The 14,253-nt window shown below is 27.1% G+C and carries 15 protein-coding genes and 1 other annotated feature (1 of these 16 running past the window's edge); of the genes, 14 read left to right on the top strand and 1 reads right to left on the bottom strand.

From position 1 onward, the window contains the following. Positions 1-252 precede the first annotated feature (252 nt). From spxA to KMP11_RS07170, 12 genes are all read left to right on the top strand, one after another. On the top strand, positions 253-651 hold the full coding sequence (spxA, locus tag KMP11_RS07225; RefSeq protein WP_215756458.1) for a transcriptional regulator SpxA: 399 nt from the start codon (positions 253-255) through the stop codon (positions 649-651). A gap of 102 nt (positions 652-753) precedes the next feature. Then, positions 754-1,632, top strand: coding sequence for a CvfB family protein (locus KMP11_RS07220; protein WP_215756457.1), 879 nt, complete (start codon positions 754-756; stop codon positions 1,630-1,632). 2 nt (positions 1,633-1,634) lie between these two features. Further along, on the top strand, positions 1,635-1,916 hold the full coding sequence (locus KMP11_RS07215; protein ID WP_215756456.1) for a hypothetical protein: 282 nt from the start codon (positions 1,635-1,637) through the stop codon (positions 1,914-1,916). A gap of 12 nt (positions 1,917-1,928) precedes the next feature. Then, the gene (gene rnz / locus KMP11_RS07210; RefSeq protein WP_216279834.1) at positions 1,929-2,846 is read left to right on the top strand and encodes a ribonuclease Z; all 918 of its coding nucleotides are present in this window, start codon (positions 1,929-1,931) and stop codon (positions 2,844-2,846) included. Between the two features lie 21 nt (positions 2,847-2,867). After that, entirely contained in the window at positions 2,868-3,428 is a 561-nt protein-coding gene (locus tag KMP11_RS07205; RefSeq protein ID WP_215756454.1) for an NUDIX domain-containing protein, read from the top strand. Beyond that, complete coding sequence (locus KMP11_RS07200; protein WP_215756453.1) at positions 3,425-3,871, top strand: Fur family transcriptional regulator; 447 nt, start codon at positions 3,425-3,427, stop codon at positions 3,869-3,871. Before KMP11_RS07205 ends, KMP11_RS07200 begins: the two co-directional genes overlap by 4 nt. Before the next feature lies 1 nt (position 3,872). After that, the gene (locus KMP11_RS07195) at positions 3,873-4,310 is read left to right on the top strand and encodes a hypothetical protein (protein ID WP_215756452.1); all 438 of its coding nucleotides are present in this window, start codon (positions 3,873-3,875) and stop codon (positions 4,308-4,310) included. A gap of 184 nt (positions 4,311-4,494) precedes the next feature. Further along, positions 4,495-5,211, top strand: coding sequence for a prepilin peptidase (locus KMP11_RS07190; RefSeq protein WP_215756451.1), 717 nt, complete (start codon positions 4,495-4,497; stop codon positions 5,209-5,211). After that, positions 5,205-5,981 carry a RadC family protein gene (gene radC / locus KMP11_RS07185; protein WP_216279833.1) on the top strand — a complete coding sequence of 259 codons (777 nt, stop codon included), beginning with the start codon at positions 5,205-5,207 and terminating at the stop codon, positions 5,979-5,981. Before KMP11_RS07190 ends, radC begins: the two co-directional genes overlap by 7 nt. A 634-nt stretch (positions 5,982-6,615) precedes the next feature. Then, on the top strand, positions 6,616-7,527 hold the full coding sequence (locus KMP11_RS07180) for an ABC transporter ATP-binding protein (RefSeq protein ID WP_215756449.1): 912 nt from the start codon (positions 6,616-6,618) through the stop codon (positions 7,525-7,527). After that, a complete protein-coding gene (locus KMP11_RS07175; RefSeq protein ID WP_215756448.1) occupies positions 7,520-8,734 on the top strand; it encodes an ABC transporter permease in 1,215 nt (404 codons plus the stop codon). The genes KMP11_RS07180 and KMP11_RS07175 overlap by 8 nt, the downstream gene beginning before the upstream one ends. Before the next feature lie 86 nt (positions 8,735-8,820). Then, positions 8,821-9,804 carry a Tle-like phospholipase domain-containing protein gene (locus KMP11_RS07170; RefSeq protein ID WP_215756447.1) on the top strand — a complete coding sequence of 328 codons (984 nt, stop codon included), beginning with the start codon at positions 8,821-8,823 and terminating at the stop codon, positions 9,802-9,804. A gap of 606 nt (positions 9,805-10,410) precedes the next feature. Here the strand turns inward: KMP11_RS07170 and KMP11_RS07165 are convergent. Beyond that, the gene (locus KMP11_RS07165; RefSeq protein WP_256444869.1) at positions 10,411-10,761 is read right to left on the bottom strand and encodes a flavodoxin family protein; all 351 of its coding nucleotides are present in this window, start codon (positions 10,759-10,761) and stop codon (positions 10,411-10,413) included. A 481-nt stretch (positions 10,762-11,242) separates the two neighbouring features. On the opposite strand from KMP11_RS07165, the gene KMP11_RS07160 reads away from it, so the two are divergent. Both KMP11_RS07160 and KMP11_RS07155 read left to right on the top strand, forming a co-directional pair. After that, entirely contained in the window at positions 11,243-11,425 is a 183-nt protein-coding gene (locus KMP11_RS07160; protein ID WP_215756445.1) for a hypothetical protein, read from the top strand. Positions 11,426-11,813: 388 nt separating this feature from the next. Next, positions 11,814-14,051, top strand: a complete 2,238-nt coding sequence (locus tag KMP11_RS07155; protein ID WP_216279832.1) for an HAD-IC family P-type ATPase — start codon at positions 11,814-11,816, stop codon at positions 14,049-14,051. 177 nt (positions 14,052-14,228) lie between these two features. Continuing rightward, positions 14,229-14,253: a binding site (T-box leader), on the top strand (it continues 215 nt past the right edge of the window).

The following is a 14,253-nucleotide window of genomic DNA, read 5'->3' as shown; positions in this document are numbered from 1 at the left end:
AATGATGATTTTAGTAAAAAATTAAAGTTAATAAATTAAGATGGCAAGGTATAGGCTAAGGTTAAATTAACAGCATAAAAATAAAAAAAGAAAGTTTTAAAATGAAACTAGCCTCCTAATAGAATAAAAAAACAAAAAAATTTTTCATAAATTTTTTTTGTTATATTGCAAATGACATATTAGTATAGTATAATTATAAAATAAGATGATTATGGAAATAGAAGTTATTTTTATAAGGGAGTGTGAGTTCTGGTGGTAGTTACTTTATTTACATCTCCTAGTTGTACTTCTTGTAGAAAAGCAAAAGCGTGGCTAGTAGAACATAATATAGAATTTGAAGAGAGAAATATTTTTTCTGAACCCTTGACAATAGAAGAAATCCAAAATATTTTGTCAATTACGGAGCAGGGAACAGAAGATATTATTTCAGTAAGGTCAAAAACATTTCAAAAATTAAATATTGATATAGATACATTATCTATGAATTCTCTATATAAAATTATTCAGGAAAATCCTGGTATGTTGAGAAGACCTATTCTCGTTGACGATAAAAGGTTACAGGTTGGATATAATGTGGATGAAATAAGAAGATTTTTACCCAAAGAAGTTAGAGAGAATCAATTAAAAGAGATAAAAAAATATGGTTATTAAGCAGGCTAATTTTACCAGCTAATAATTAAAATTTACAAGGGTTGATTTTGTTATCAGCCCTTATTTTTTTGATATAAAATATAAAATTAAGTAAGAGGTAGTATGGAAAAAGAAAATAAATTTATAACAGGAGAAATTCATTTTTTAGAATTAGTAGAAAAAAAATCATCATCATTAGTTTTTAAAACTGAAGACGGAAGAGAGGTTAATTGTAACGAGTCAGACCTTGAAAGTTTAGATGGGTATGAGGTGGGAGAAGAATATTCAATGTTTATCTACCCATCACGCAGTGGCAAATTATTTGGAACTCCTAATATACCAGATGTAATTTATGGAGAATACGGATTTAGTAAGGTAGTAAAAGTTGCTGATGATTATGTAGGTTTGGATATAGGATTTTCAAGAGAGATACAATTACTGGCAGAAGATTTACCAAAATTAAAATCTGTTTGGCCAAAAGAAAGTGATGAATTATTTATAACTTTACGTCGAGATTACAGCGGTCAACTTTTTGCACGTTTAGCAACAGAAACGATAGTAGAAAGTTTATATACAAAAGCTCCCAAAGAATTATTTAACAAAGAAATTGAGGCATATCCTTACCGTTTAATGAAGGTAGGAACATTTCTTTTATCAAAATACGGCTACAAAATTTTTGTTCACGAATCGGAAAGAAAAACAGAGCCACGCTTGGGTCAACTTGTTTCTGTAAGAATTATTGGAGTTAAAGATAATGGCGAATTAAACGGGTCATTTCTACCACGAGCCTATGAAAGAATTGACGCAGACAGCCAAGCCATACTAGACTATATCGAAAATAATAATGGCTACTGTGAATTTATCGATAAAAGTTCTCCAGAAGAAATAAAAGCAATATTTGCCATGAGCAAGGGAAGTTTTAAAAAGGCTGTGGGCAGATTATTTAAAAATAAAAAAATAACAATAGAAGAAGACGGATTATACAAAAGAAAGGGTATATAAAAATGAAAAAAACAAAATTAGATAAAAATATATTATTAGGTGGTATTGTATTAGACCATGAAAAATACCAAGTAGTTCACATGAACTTAAAAAAAGGAAATCAAACAGACAATTACAGTAACAATAGAAATATTTTGATTTTTAATGTTAGTGGGAAAATATCTGTTGCCAAAGAAGACAGTGTAGAAATTTTAAATGAATTTGAAATGCTAGAAATTCCAAAAGATACTATGCACATTATAACTTGTATAGATGACGCTCAAGTAGTTATCTTTAAAATATAAGATAGGTTCTATATGAAAATACACTTTTTAGGAACGGGAGCAGGTGTTCCGTCTAAATATCGTAATACACAGAGTATGGTTTTTAACTTTATGCAGGAACTTAAAGAATGTTGGCTGATAGATTGTGGCGAAGCAAGCCAGCATAAAATAATGGACACAAGCATAAAACCATCAAAAATAAAAAAAATATTTATCAGTCATCTACATGGCGACCACATATTTGGCTTGATAGGTTTCCTATCTTCTCGTAGTTTTTTATTAAATAATGACAAGAGCGATTTAACTATTTTTGGTCCCAAAGGAATAGAAGATTTTGTCAATTTTAATATGAAGATAAGTAATTCAAAATTAAATTACAATATTACCTTTATTGAATACCAAAATGAAGAACGTATCTATCAAGATGACAGAGTTCAAGTAGAAATTTTTCCTCTTGTTCATACCGTTCAAAGTTACGGTTTCAAAATAAAATTTAAAAATCAAAAGGGAAGTTTAAAAGTAGATAAATTAAAAGAATGTGGTATAATGCCAGGTAGCATTTATAAAACTATAAAAGAAAATGAAGAATTTGAATTTAATAATCAAATATACAAGTCAGCAGATTTTTTAGAAGAGGACAAAAAAGGAAAAACAATTACACTTATTCCTGATACGGTATATTTTCCAGAACTAATAAACTTTATACAGGGAAGTGATATAATAATTTCTGAGTGTACATATTTGAAAGCAGAAGAATTAGATTTAGCAAAAAAACATAAGCACTTAAATATTATTAATATATATAACTTTTTAAATTATATAGAATTTGATAAAATATATTTGACACATATCAGCTCACGCTATGACAAAAAAGATATAATAAATATTCAAGAAAGTCTAAAAGAAAAACAAATATTCATCGCTAATGATTTAGACGAATACGACTTATAAAATTTATAAAGAGGTGTAAGTATGACTAATTTAGAAGAAAAAACAATAAATAAAACAACTATTTATAATGGAAAAGTATTAAATGTTGAAGTCCACGATGTCAAATTGCCAGATGGAAGTCTATCTAAGAGGGAAATTTTACGCCATAACGGAGCAGTTGCAATTCTCGCTGTTACCGACAAAGAAGAAGTTCTTATGGTAGAGCAATATAGAAAGGCTGCTGAAATAGTTACCTTAGAAATACCAGCTGGCAAGGTAGACCTAGGAGAAGATAGATTAGAAACTGCCTTGCGTGAACTAAAAGAAGAAACTGGTTATCAAGTAGCCAAAGAAGAAATAAAAAAAATATGTGATACACATGTTGCTGTTGGTTATAGTTCAGAACTAATTACAATTTATTTTGTAGACAACCTAACAGATGATAAATTGGGCAATCTTGCCCTAGATGAAGATGAATTTTTAAATGTAAAAAAATATAAACTAGATGAAATTTTTACTTTATTAGATAATAATACCATTACTGACAGTAAAACAATCATAGCTTTACAATGGTTAAAAAATATAAGGGGTTGTGTTAAATGACTATCTATAAAGATATAATAAAGACTTTACAAGAATCAACCTATAAACTAACACCACAAAGAGAAGTTATAGTAAAAGTTCTTGTAGAAAATAGCAAAGAACATCTTAGTGCTGAAGAATTATATTTTATCTTAAAAGAAGTTAATCCAGATATCGGTTTAGCAACAGTATATAGAACTTTAGATATATTTTACGACTTAAATATCTTAGAAAAAATAACATTCGGCAATGGTATTGCAAAATATCATCTTCGCCAAAAAGTAACACCAGGTATGCACCACCATTTAATTTGTACTTGTTGCCATGGCGTTCAAACAGTTCAAAATCCTATATTCAATAAACTCATAGCCTATGTAGACAAAGAATATGGTTTTGCAACTCAAGACAACACCATAGCAATTTACGGAACTTGTAGTAAGTGTAGAGAAGAACAAGGTAGCTAGTATGAAATTAGAAAAAATTGATAAATTTTTATTGCTAATAGCTAACTTAATTTTTGCTATTTACATATTTTTAATAGCTGTCTGGGTAGGTTCTTTTAGAGAATATGCTTCAACAGATTATTTAAGAGCAAAATTAGTTGCTCAACTAAGAGAACAAACTAAAATGACAATGGATAGTGCAAATGTTTCTACTAAAGACTTGAATTACATAGTAGAAATTATGGGTAAATTATCCTATTTATACATAGGAGTATTTATATTACTACTTGTGTTTATAATATTTTTACAATTTAAAAGTAAAAGTCGTTATATCTTTGGCTATGTTTTACTCATATACACAATACTCATTACCATATTTACCTTAGGAATATTGTTTATTTCCACTATAATTTATTTTTATGTAGGCCTAAAATTACTACTTAGAAGTCGGCAAACTTGATGTGATAGAACTTGCTAAAACAAATTCTTCCCTATTAGGTATTCTAGGCTTAGCTAGCCTACTAATTTTACAAAAAATAAAAAATATAAAATAAGAATTTTTAGAGACCATATTATAGTCTCTTTTTTTGAACTTGTATTCTATCTATATTTATAATAAAATACTATTGAATGGAGAATATTTTATGATAGTTTATTTTTTAGCAATATTATTTTTACTATTATCAAGTTTTATAAAATGTCTTGTCGATAGCAAGTTAAATAAAGAATTTTTTTATCGCAGAAGCCAGTGCTGTAACTGTAATAAAAAATTAAATTTTATCGACCTAGTACCAGTACTTAGCTACATATTTTTAAGGGGAAAATGCAGATATTGCAACTATAAAATACCAACAGATGTATTTCTTTATGAAGTATTTGCCCTTGTTATTTCAATAATATATCTGGCGACAGTAGACAAAGTTTTGTTCTTAAATTTTTTTGATTATTTTACAGTAATGTTATTAATTTTTATTGCAATAGAAGATATAAAAAAATTTGAAATAGATGAAAAATTACAAGTTATTTTATTAGTTACTAACATAGCTAATATATTTTCAAAAAATAATTTTAGTAATTTGAAATATAGTATCTTGCTAGTAATAATGTATCATATAATTTATTTTATTTTAAAAAGTGGTATAGGTTATGGAGATATTAAATTATTTTCTATTTTGTGCCTCACTTTGAATTTTTTTGACGGGCTGTATCTATTTTTATATACATTTATTTTAGCTGGCTTTTTTAGTATATACTTAATCCTTGTCAAAAAGATTGATAGAAAAACAAAAATCCCCTTAGCACCCTATATATGTCTAGCCTATATTATAGTTTTAATAAATGGAGAAGTTTTGTTATGGTAAATAATATAAAAATTAAAGATTTAGATTGTGAAGATAGACCGAGAGAAAAATTAAAAAAATACGGAGCTAGTAATCTTTCTGATAAAGAATTATTAGCCATATTACTTAGAACAGGTACGCAAAAATTAAACGTTATAGAATTGGCAGAAAAAATATTAAAGGATATTGGTGGCATAAATAATTTACGCTATGCAACCTTTAATGAATTGCAAAAACATAAGGGGATAGGTCAAGTCAAGGCTATAAATATTTTAGCAGGTTTAGAATTTGCCAAGAGAATTTTTACAGAAGACATATCAGAAGAAGTAGCCTGCGACAATCCACAAGTAGTAGCAAATTATTTTCGACATAAACTATCAACTTTAAAACAAGAAGTTTTTATTGCTGTCGACCTTAATACCAAGGGGAAAATTCTTGAAGAACGTGAAGTTTTTAAGGGAAGTTTATCATCTTCTTTGATACACCCAAGAGAAATATTTAAAAATTCTGTAAGAAATAGTGCTGCCAGTATAATTTGCCTACATAATCACCCGTCTGGAGATGCCAGCCCATCCAGAGAAGACATTAAAACCACATATAATTTAATAGAAGTTGGTGAAATATTGGGAATAAGTTGCTTAGACCATATAATTATTGCCAAAAAAGGATATTGCAGCTTGATAAAGGTGCTTAATATCTTAGCCAAAGAAAAAATTTCATTAGAGAATTTAAGCAGTGAAATATTAGAAAGAATATTAAAACAATATAATTTGGTGGAAAGTTATACATAAATAAAGAGAATAAATTAATTTTCTAGTAGGTTTTAAATTATTTGAGATAAAGTCTATTAAAGAAAAAGGAGAAAAATATAAAAAGAAAAACTTATATAATTATAGTTTTATTCATAAATTTTATACTAGGTGTATTAATATTTATACTTGTTAATACTAAGTATGAAAATTTAATAATTCTTGGAACTGTCGCTATACTTTTCTTGCATTCAGCTTATTTATTAATTATAAAAAAATTATAATTTATTGGCAGGTATGTAAGAAGGAGAATTTGAACGAAGACAAAACATTATAGAGGAAAAAGTTAAAAATGAAAAACTTTCCTGAATTTTAGGGTATATTTTTTTATTTTTAGAATTAGTTTTTTACTTTTAGCATATTTAAAATTTTGCTGAAATAAATTAGTTATTAGTAAAAATATATAACCAAAAATAAAAAATAAAATCTTTAAATATTAAACATTATAAATTCAAAATTTTAAGTGATTAAGAAATTCTTTGTAAATGATATAAACAATTTCAAAAAATAATGTAATATATATGCTATAATAGTGATAACAGAAAATTATATTTTAGTTTTTCATAAAATAAGAGCTTGATATGATTTTCAAAAATTAGGAAAGGATTTATTTAAAATGATATTAGAATTTCGTAATGTTCATAAAAGTTTTGGAGATACGCAGGTTTTAAAGGGTGTAAATTTTACAGCTAAGAGCGGTATAGCTAACGGATATTTGGGACGAAATGGTAGTGGTAAGACAACGAGTTTCAGACTTTTGTTAGATATTTTTAGGGCTGATAAGGGAGAAATTTTGTTAGACGGCAAGCCTATAGATAGAAAAAAATTAAAAATTGGTTATTTGCCAGAGGAACGTGGTATGTATGATGGTGTTGGTCTGGTTGAGCAGCTAGTTTATTTTGCCATGCTGAAGGGTATGGATAAAAAGACTGCAAAAAAAGAGGCGAAACGCTGGCTAGATTTTTTTGAATTAGAGGATAATAAAAAACAATTAAAAACTTTGTCTAAGGGTAATGCTCAAAAAATTCAAATTATTCAGTGTGTGATTGACGACCCAGATATTTTAGTTTTAGATGAGCCTTTTAGTGGTCTTGACCCTGTCAATGTCGGAAAGTTAAAAGAAATTATTAATGATTTTTTAGCCCGTGATAAGCTGGTTATTTTTTCTTCTCATCAAATGCCAGTTGTTGAAAATTTCTGTGAAGATATTAATATTTTAGAAAAAGGTGAAGTGATTTTATCTGGAAATCTTGAAAATATAAAAAAAGATTTGGGAAATGGTAAAATGCTACTTAGTGTTAGAGAATTAACTAGAGAGCAACTATTAGAAGCTATCTGTTCTACTGCTATCGATGTTGAGTGTAGTTTAGAAAAAGATATGGTTTTATTGGATTTTAAATCAGCAGAGGCTAAGAAAGAATTGCTAATTTATATAGGTGATTTAGGATTTAATATTGAAGAGTTTAGCTTGTTTAAGCCTAGTTTGGAGCAAATTTTTGTAGAAAGAGTAGGAGGCAGTGATGAGTAAACTATTAACAGTATTTAATTTTGAATTTAAAAATTATTTCAAGAGAAAATCTACCATAGTAGTATTTGTTATTTATTTTGTTATAGCTTTTGGAATAACTTTTATTCCTGCTATAATTAATGGAGATAGTTTTGTAAAAAAATTATTTTCTGGTGAAGATAATAGTAATTTTCAGCGTAGTGCCTATATTGTAAAAGATGTAGCTATTGATAAAACTTATTTAAAAGACGCAAAGGAATATTCTAACAGAAGTCAGCTTGAACAAGATATTAAAGATGAAAAAATAGATGAAGCTATAATTTTATCTAATGATAATTATGAATATTTATCTAAGTCTAATAGTCTTACTCTTGGCAATACAGAGTTTAATAGGCTCTTTGATAATTTTGTTAGACAGTACGCTTATCAAAAAAATGGTTTAGATTTTTATAAGGTCGCAGAGGTAGAAAAAAATATTCCTAAAGCAAAAGTAACTGCAATTAGTGCAAAAGGTGATGAAGAAAATAAATTTGTTAATGTCAGCATTATTTATTTTTTATCATTTGCTCTGTATTTTATGATACTTATGTTTGGAAGTGTAATGGCTAGTAATGTAGCACGTGAAAAAACTAATCGTGCTATGGAATTATTGGTAGTAACTGTTAAACCGACAATATTAATAGTTGGTAAGGTGCTAGCATTTTCTTGTATAGCTGTAACCCAAATATTATTAATGTGTGTTTCCTTATTAGCTGGTTTGAAATTAAATTTACCAAATTATTCAGAAGCTACGAAAATACTTGTTAGTAACCTAGATTATAGTTTAATTTGGGTATGGGTTTTATTCTCCTTAACAGGTCTAGTTATGTTTATGTTTTTATTCTCAGCATTTGCATCTTTAGTAAGTCGTATCGAGGAAGTTAATACTGTAATGATATTTCCTACTATGATTTTTATCTTTGCTTTCTTTTTAAATCTTTTCACTATGAATGACGCTGGCAATGGAAAATTTGTTGAGATATTATCATACATCCCCCTAACATCTTATTTTTCTATGGTAACCCGCTATGCTTTAGCAGAAGTTAGCATGATTGAGTTGTTTGCATCTTATGCTATACTTTTAGCAACAACATTTTTAATAGCTCTTATTTGTATAAAAGTTTATCGCAATGCAACTTTAAGATACGGTAAAAAACTTAGTTTCTGGAAAGTTGTTCGTAATAAATAATAATTTTAAAAAGTTTAGTCTTATACTGTTAAGATTAAACTTTTTATGTTATATTTAAGAAATTATATAGTAAAGAGGTAGTTATTATGACAATTTTAGAACCGACTATTCATGCAGCAAAAATAACTTATCAAGTAGAAGCTATGCGACTTGTGAATAGTAATAAAAAAGTGATAGTAAATTTTTTAGACCTACAAAAAAAACTTGGATTTTTTCCAAAAGAATTAGAATATATTAGCAGTTTTTATGACAGCAAAACAGGAAGTAGCGGAAGTTTTTTTGAAGATAGAAAAAGAAATAATTATATTTTAGCCTATACCGGTACTAATCCCTATACAGATTTTCAAAAAGATTTTGAAACTGACCTTTACAGTATTGCACTGGGTCAGGGTAGACACTACCGAGCTTGTATTAATTTTTATAAAAAAGTTAGGGACAGGTATGGGGATAATATTATTTTAACTGGGCATTCACTTGGTGGCAATATTGTTCAAAGGGTGGCAGTTGAATTTAACGTAAAAAGAAGTGTCATCTATAATTCTGCTCCACTTTATATAGAAAATGGTGTCGAACTTTTTATGGACGTTAGCCCGGAAAATAAAAATTTATATCTAAAAAGATTGAGGCGATACAAGAAAAATAAACTTGCAATAGAAAGTAAAATTGCTGATTTTTCAGGAGAGATTTTACATTTTTCTTCTCAAGATGATATTTTAAATCGTATTATGGCAGTTTTAAAAGATGAAACGGTATATTGCTGTAAAAATTATATTTTAAAAAATGCAGGCAAGCATTCCTTAAAGGCAATGATTACAAATTCGCAGCAACTTATCTGTAATATTATTGAGGGCAAGGAATATGAAATTTCTGCTTTGGCAGAAAATTATTCTTTGCCGAGCAAGCTAGAAACAAAAAGTATGTTGCAAGTGGCTAGTAATGGCGACTTATCTTTAGAATATTTTGCTAGTATGTTTATAGGTTCTAGTGGTGTTTTGAATTTGGTCGGGACTATTGGTCAAGATGTAGATATTAGTAAATTTATTAGATACTTACTTTCTAAAATAGAATAATAGCCATTCCGATTTAGTTGTAATATATAATTTTATATTTTACTTAAAACTTTTTTATTACGATTTGTAAAATTTTTGGAATAAGGGTTTTAAAAAGTAAATCGTAATGATTTCTTTAAAAGGAAAAAGTATTGACAGAAAATATAAATCGTAATATAATAAAGATCCAATAAAAATAATAATTAGTAGGAGGAAGAAAATATGGAAAAATGTAAATGTGGTTGTGAAAAAGTAGGTTGTACTTGCCAAGAAAAATGCGACTGTGGTTGCCAGAAGGCGGCATAAAATTAAGACTATGATTATTTTTAATCATAGTCTTTTTTATTATCGGCAAATGAGATTTTTAGTTATCAGCGAATAATATTTTAATTATCAGCGAATAATATTTTAATTATCAGCGAATGATTTTTTAATTATCAGCGAATGATTTTTTAATTATCAGCGAATGATATTTTAATTATCGACAAATGAGATTTTAATTATCGACAAATGAGATTTTAATTATCGGCGAATGATATTTTAATTATCACTAAGTAAATTTTTAATCCAGCTACTAGCATTGGCTAAATCATTTTTGTCAGGGTGAGCTTTAGAATCCTATAGCCATTAGAGCATAGGTTGGTCTATCTTATGAATAAAATTCGGTTCTCGCCATGTTAAAAATTTGAAAACTATTAATATTTTGGGGTCTATTTTTCCTTGACAGATAAAAGTTGTTAAAATTTCATTATCTTTTTCTTGCATATATTTTAAATAGTTGTCTATGGAATCTTTTGCGTGATAGTGGTAATTTGGCAGACCGCAAGTCATAAAGAGGGCAACTTTTTTCTTCTCAATTTTTTGTTCTGCAATAAATTTTTGCATATTTTTATTGACTGTAGCCTTGTCGACCCAGCAACCCAAAATATATAAATCATAGTCAGTCAATGTTTTTTTAACTTTTCTAATGTCATAAATATCTACTTCATACCTATCTTTTATACTTTAATACATGGCTAGAGCAACTTTTTTTGTATTTTTAGTTTTTGATGAATATGCTAGTAGAATTTTCATTGCTATACTCTCCCTCGACCTACTTATTAAATAAATTATAGCATAAATTTTTTGTCGGGTAAATGATAAACATTATCAAGTATTTTAAAATTTTTATTGTGATAAGTTAAAAATTATTTTAATTATTTAGAAGATATATAAGATTTACGATAATATTTTTTTAATATTCGAAAAACTATTACAAAATAAATTGTCAAAAGTACATTATTAATTTTAATATAATTTAACTTACACCGCAACTTTACTAGGAAAATTTTGAGCATATATTTAATATTTTAAAAATATTAGCTTTTTTTATAGTTTACTTTTAATTTAAAATATTTATTTTATTATTGATTTTTTAATTTTATTTTGTTATTATATTATGTAGAAAGGAAGATTTTAGATGATGAATATTATTATAATTTTACTTGTTATAATTATTTTGCTTTTACTGTTTATTATTTTCAGCAATTTTAAAAAAAATAACATAGAAATATTTGGTGATGATATGCTTGCAAATATTATTATAATCAGTGGAATTATATTAGGAATGGTAACAACAATTTATCATATAATGAAATATTAAAAAAATTTTATAAAATTCAGAACAGTATTTTAATAATTATTATTAACCTAGTTTTAACTTATATTTTAGGATAAGGCTATATGCTGTCAAGAGATTATTAGAAAATTATTAAAAGTTGTAGAATATGTTTAGTAAATAAGCTAGCCTATAAATAATTCAAACAAATTATTACCCTAAGACTAAATAATAAAAATTATTCTGGCGGCAAAAAAGAAAAATCTAAGTATTATATTTACAATATCGAAGAAAATTAAAAAAGAGTGATACTAAAATCGCTCTTTTTTGTTTGGAATTAGCAAAGTTTTTTTGTTGTTAATTTTTTGTTATAATTAGGTATAATATTTTATATTGATTATATGAAATAAAAAATTTAATTTGGGGTGAGTTTTTGAGATTTTTAACGAATGAAGAAGTAAAACAAGCTAAAAAAAATATTGATGTGGTAAAACCCTACAAGACTACCAAAGAAATTATTTTTTCAAATGTCTTTACCTTTTTTAATGGTATGATTTTAGTTTTAGCATTTTTTGTAGCAACAACTTTAAGATTTGAAAATTTACTTTTTGTTCTTGTTATAGTAATTAATACTGTTATAGGAATTTATCAAGAAGTAAAATCGAAAAACGCCTTAGAAAAACTTAGTCTGATAAGCAGGGCAAAGTACAAGGTTAATAGAGATAACAAGGTTCAAGAAATAGATATATACGAAATTGTTTTGGGAGAATATCTAAACTTAAATCTTGGCGACCAAATTCCTTGTGATGGAGTTTTGATTGCTGGAGAAATAGAAGTAGATGAATCTTTACTTACTGGTGAAAGTGATAATATTTATAAAAAAGTTAATGATAAGCTTTTGAGTGGAAGTAATATTGTCAGTGGTAGTGGCTTGATGAAAGTTACGGCAGTAGGAGAGGATAGTTATATTAATAAGTTGGCTCAGGACAGTAAAAAGTTTAAAAAATATCCGTCTAAGTTAAGAGATTACTTGAATACAATTTTGAAATATATTTCTTTTTTATTAGTTCCAGTTGCTATTATACTGTATCTAAGAGGTAAGTTTATTGGTTTAGACTATGTAGATATAGTTTTAAATAGTGCAGGTGCCTTGGTAGGTATGATACCAGAAGGACTAGTTCTTTTAGTTAGTGTTTCCTTGGCTGTGTCTGCCTACAAGCTGACAAAAAAGAAAGTTTTGGTACAAGAATTATATTGTACAGAAACTCTGGCTCGTATAGATGTTTTATGTTTTGACAAAACAGGAACAATCACGACAGGAAATATGAATGTTGTAGCAATAGATGAATTAGCAAAAGAAAAATTATCTAGCTATCTAGCCTATTTTGATGATGAGAATGCAACATCAAGAGCCTTAAAAAAATATCTGAGACTAGAAAAAAAATGGCATGTAATTAAAAAAGGAGCATTTTCTAGTAGGGATAAATTTTCTTACATTCAAGTAAAAGATGAAGGAACATATTTTTTTGGAGCTTTTGAATTTTTGGATATAAAAGAAAAATTAGCAAGTAATTTTGAAGAATATAAAAATAATGGTTATAGAATTTTAACTTTAGCATTTAGTAAAGACTTTATAGATAAGCCTAAAGATACAGAGTTAATTGGCAATGTAGTTTTATCTGATGAAATTAAGGAAAATACAAAACAAACTTTTGATTATTTTAACAGTCAGGGTGTAGACATAAAAATAATTAGCGGCGACAACCACAAGGCAGTTTTGGGTGTTGCCAAAAAAGCTGGTTTTAATAAAAATGCTCTGGCAGTAGATATGACTAAAGTCAGTGATGAAGATTTTGAAAGTGTAGTTTTAAATAATCAAATTTTTGGTAGGGTTAGTCCTAATCAAAAAGAAAAAATGGTTGAGATTTTACAAAAAAATGGTAAGACGGTTGCCATGAGCGGCGATGGTGTTAATGATGTTTTGGCACTAAAAAAAGCTGATATTAGTTTTGGTATGAAAGAAGCGACAAGTGCAGTAAAAAGTGTGGCTAATATAGTTTTACTAACTGATGATTTTGGAGTTTTTTATAATATTCTTATGGAGGGACGTAGGGTAATAAATAACATTCAAAAGGTGGCAGCCCTATTTTTAACAAAAACATTTTTTTCAATTTCTTTTGCCATATTGTCGGTAATATTTGCAATGAAATTTCCTTTTATTCCTATTCAATTTACAGTTATTTCTGCACTAACTATAGGAATACCCTCATTCTTTTTAACCTTTGAAGAAAATAAGCAAATAGTTAAAAATAATTTTATGAAAGAAGTTTTGACTAATGCAAGTTTGGCTGGGAGCATTCTTGTTGGAGCAGTCTTGCTGGTCAATATTTTTCAAATTAATTCAAGTATAGCCTTTATATTAGCCCTACTTAATGGACTACTTATGGTTTACAGGGTAAGTTTACCCCTTAATAGCCATAAAAAATTATTATTATATCTTTTAATTTTAGGTGGGGTCTTGGGTGTTTGTGCCAATATTTTTATTTTAGAAAAATCTTTTGTTAGCCTTACTCTTAAAGATATTATTTTATTACTTATTACATTTATTTTTGTAGTAACTTTGCATTTGCTAACCCTAAAAAAACAAGTTAAGTATGATATAAAAAAATAATTTTGCTAGCTATTAATTAAAAGAAAATTTTTATTTTATTAATTAATTACAAGCATTAATTTATAAAATTTTAGTAATTAATATAAATAATATGTATTTTAATTTTAATTTTCAGAAAAATTTTTAAAAAAACTATTGACGAAATTTTTAAATTTTGTTATACTCTCCCTAACATAAAATAACACGTTGATAAGAAAAGTAA

The sequence above is a fragment of the Gemella sp. zg-570 genome, from assembly GCF_018866345.1.
GTDB lineage: Bacteria > Bacillota > Bacilli > Staphylococcales > Gemellaceae > Gemelliphila.
This window is presented reverse-complemented; position numbering and strand designations above follow the sequence as displayed.

Coding starts and splice junctions, on each gene's coding strand:
- KMP11_RS07220 (WP_215756457.1), top strand. CDS start 754: ATGGAAAAAGAAAATAAATTTATAACAGGAGAAATTCATTTTTTAGAA.
- KMP11_RS07215 (WP_215756456.1), top strand. CDS start 1,635: ATGAAAAAAACAAAATTAGATAAAAATATATTATTAGGTGGTATTGTA.
- rnz (WP_216279834.1), top strand. CDS start 1,929: ATGAAAATACACTTTTTAGGAACGGGAGCAGGTGTTCCGTCTAAATAT.
- KMP11_RS07205 (WP_215756454.1), top strand. CDS start 2,868: ATGACTAATTTAGAAGAAAAAACAATAAATAAAACAACTATTTATAAT.
- KMP11_RS07200 (WP_215756453.1), top strand. CDS start 3,425: ATGACTATCTATAAAGATATAATAAAGACTTTACAAGAATCAACCTAT.
- KMP11_RS07195 (WP_215756452.1), top strand. CDS start 3,873: ATGAAATTAGAAAAAATTGATAAATTTTTATTGCTAATAGCTAACTTA.
- KMP11_RS07190 (WP_215756451.1), top strand. CDS start 4,495: ATGATAGTTTATTTTTTAGCAATATTATTTTTACTATTATCAAGTTTT.
- radC (WP_216279833.1), top strand. CDS start 5,205: ATGGTAAATAATATAAAAATTAAAGATTTAGATTGTGAAGATAGACCG.
- KMP11_RS07180 (WP_215756449.1), top strand. CDS start 6,616: ATGATATTAGAATTTCGTAATGTTCATAAAAGTTTTGGAGATACGCAG.
- KMP11_RS07175 (WP_215756448.1), top strand. CDS start 7,520: ATGAGTAAACTATTAACAGTATTTAATTTTGAATTTAAAAATTATTTC.
- KMP11_RS07170 (WP_215756447.1), top strand. CDS start 8,821: ATGACAATTTTAGAACCGACTATTCATGCAGCAAAAATAACTTATCAA.
- KMP11_RS07160 (WP_215756445.1), top strand. CDS start 11,243: ATGATGAATATTATTATAATTTTACTTGTTATAATTATTTTGCTTTTA.